Here is a 3,348-nt window from a genome sequence, read left to right on the forward strand (position 1 = left end):
CTAAGCGGAGAAGAGCCCTTTCACTAATCAAAGTGATGATGTGGTTCGTTTCCGTATTGAGCCAACGGAGTTCAATACTAACGACGATCTTAAATTGAACGGTTTAGCCGTTGAGTTACGTGAAGATCCGGCAGGATCGGGTGACTACATTGGTTTTACTACTAGTGCGACGAATGTCGAAACCACGGTATTTACGCTTAGCTTCTCTAGCACCACATTAGGTGAATATACTTTTACTCTACTTGAGGCTTTGGATCATCAAGATGCCCGTGGCAACAACGATCTCAGCTTTGATCTGCCTGTTTATGCGGTAGACAGTGATGGTGATGATTCAATAATGTCACCGTTAAGTGTGACCATCGGCGATGATGTTCAAATCATGCAAGACGGTACGTTAGATATCGACGAGCCAACCGTCGCTGATTTGGCTGCTGGCACAGTAACGACTAACACCATTGATGTGATGCCAAATCAAAGTGCCGATGGCGCGACGATCACTCAATTCACTTATGATGGCCAGCTTCGAACGCTTGACCAAAATGATAATGGTGAGCAGCAGTTTAGCTTCACAGAAGGTGAACTGTTCATCACTCTTGAAGGTGAAGTACGCTTTGAGCCCAATCGTAATCTAGACCACACAGTTAGCGAAGATATCGTGAAATCAATCGTGGTGACATCTAGCGATTCCGATAACGATGTATTGACCTCAACGGTCACGTTGACCATTACCGATGGTGATATCCCGACCATTGATAATGTCCCAACAGTGAACTTGTCAGAAACTAATCTGAGTGATGGTTCTGCGCCAAGTGGCAGCGCGGTGAGTTCAACTCAAACCATTACCTTTACCAACCAAAGTGATGATGTAACAAGTTTCCGTATTGAACCGACTGAGTTCAACGTCGGTGGTGCTTTGACATCAAACGGCCTGGTAGTCGAACTGAAAGCCGACCCAACTACTCCGGGTGGTTACATCGGTTTTGTTACGGATGGTTCAAACGTTGAAACCAACGTGTTCACGATTAGCTTCTCGGATACCAATTTAGGTCAATACACCTTCACCTTACTGGAAGCGTTAGACCATGTGGATGGCTTGGCAAATAATGTTCTGAGCTTTGATCTGCCGGTTTACGCCGTTGATAGCGATGGCGATGATTCACTGGTGTCTCAGTTAAATGTAACCATCGGTGATGATGTTCAAATCATGCAAGGTGGAACGTTAGATATCACTGAGCCAAACCTTGCAGACGGTACAATCACAACCAATACCATCGATGTGATGCCAGAACAAAGTGCCGATGGCGCGACAATCACCCAGTTTACGTATGACGGTCAAGTTCGAACTCTGGATCAAACTGACAATGGTGAGCAGCAATTTAGCTTCACGGAAGGTAAGTTGTTCATCACTCTTGAAGGTGAAGTGCGCTTCGAACCAAACCGTAATCTAGACCACACGGTTAGCGAAGATATCGTGAAGTCGATTGTGGTGACCTCAAGCGATTCAGACAACGATATACTGACTTCCACAGTGACGCTGACCATTACGGATGGTGATATCCCAACCATTGATGCAGTGCCAAGCGTTACGCTGTCTGAAATCAATCTTAGTGACGGCTCAGCGCCAAGCGGCAGTGCAGTCAGTCAAACTGAGACCATTACCTTCACGAATCAAAGTGATGATGTAGCAAACTTCCGCATTGAGCCTACAGAGTTCAATGTGGGGGGAGCTCTGACGTCTAATGGGTTTGCGGTTGAGATAAAAGAAGACTCTGCTAATCCGGGGACTTATATCGGTTTTATTACTGATGGTTCGAACGCTGAAGTTCCAGTGTTCACCATTAGTTTCTCTACGACCACACTGGGCGAATATACCTTTACCTTACTTGAAGCGTTAGACCATGTGGACGGCTTAGACAACAACGACCTGAGCTTTGACCTGCCTGTTTATGCAGTTGATACGGACGGTGACGATTCATTGGTATCTCAACTGAATGTAACTATCGGTGATGATGTTCAAATCATGCAAGATGGTACGTTAGATATCACTGAGCCAAATCTGGCAGACGGTACGATCACAACCAACACCATTGATGTGATGCCAAATCAGAGTGCTGATGGCGCGACGATCACCCAGTTTACTTATGATGGTGTCGTAAACACACTCGATCAAAGTATTTCAGGCGAGCAGCAATTCATATTCACGGAAGGTAAGCTTTATATCACCCTTGAAGGGGAAGTGCGCTTTGAACCTAATCGCGATTTAGACCACTCAGTTAGTGAAGATATCGTGAAGTCGATTGTCGTGACTTCAAGCGACTTCGATAACGATCCGGTGACTTCAACCGTAACGCTGACCATTACTGATGGTGATAACCCGACTATTGATGCGGTGCCGAGCGTAGCACTTGAAGAAGCTAATCTTGCTGATGGTTCCACTCCAACTGGTAGTGCGGTTAGCCAAACGGAAACCATCACTTTCACTAATCAAAGTGATGACGTTGAGAAATTCCGTTTAGAGCCAAGTGAGTTTAATACTAACAATGCGCTTAAGTCCGATGGCTTGATCATTGAGATTCGAGAAGAACCAACAGGTTCAGGCAATTACATTGGTTTTACGACTGATATTTCGAATGTCGAAACCACGGTATTTACGCTCGATTTCAGCAGCACCATTTTGGGTGAGTACACCTTCACGCTTCTGGAAGCAATTGACCACACGCCAATTCAAGGCAATAACGACCTAACATTCAACTTGCCAGTTTACGCGGTTGATAGCGATGGTGATGACTCTGTGATGTCGCCACTGGCAGTGACTATTACTGATGATATTCAAGTGATGGTTAATGACTCTCTCACTATTGAAGAGCCAACAGTTGCAGATTTGGCATTGGGTACACCGACTACGCCTATCGTTAATGTCCTTGATGAAGAAGGTGCTGATGGCACGACCATTACTCAGTTCACTTACGATGGTGGGGCGGTATTAACGCTTGACCAAAACGATACGGGTGAGCAGAAGTTCGTGGTTGCTGACGGGTCATTGTATATCACACTACAAGGCGATATTCGTTTCGAACCAAATCGTAACCTAGACCATACTGGTGGCGATATCGTTAAGTCGATAGTCGTAACCTCCAGTGATTCCGATAGCGATCTTGTGTCTTCAACGGTAACGCTAACCATTACCGATGGCGATATCCCAACGATTGACACTGTGCCAAGCGTTACGCTGTCAGAAACGAATCTGAGTGATGGCTCTGCTCCAAGTGGTAGTGCGGTTAGTTCAACTCAAACCATTACCTTTACCAATCAAAGTGATGACGTCACGAGGGCTTTGTTGCGTAATTC

The 3,348-nt window shown here is 45.7% G+C and carries 1 pseudogene; it reads left to right on the forward strand.

Going from position 1 to position 3,348, the window contains the following annotated elements:
* Positions 1 to 19: 19 nt before the first annotated feature.
* Positions 20 to 3,348, forward strand: a pseudogene (locus BCT49_RS05625) (retention module-containing protein); the annotation flags it as partial.

The organism is Vibrio lentus (assembly GCF_002875945.1).
Lineage (GTDB): Bacteria > Pseudomonadota > Gammaproteobacteria > Enterobacterales > Vibrionaceae > Vibrio > Vibrio apostichopi.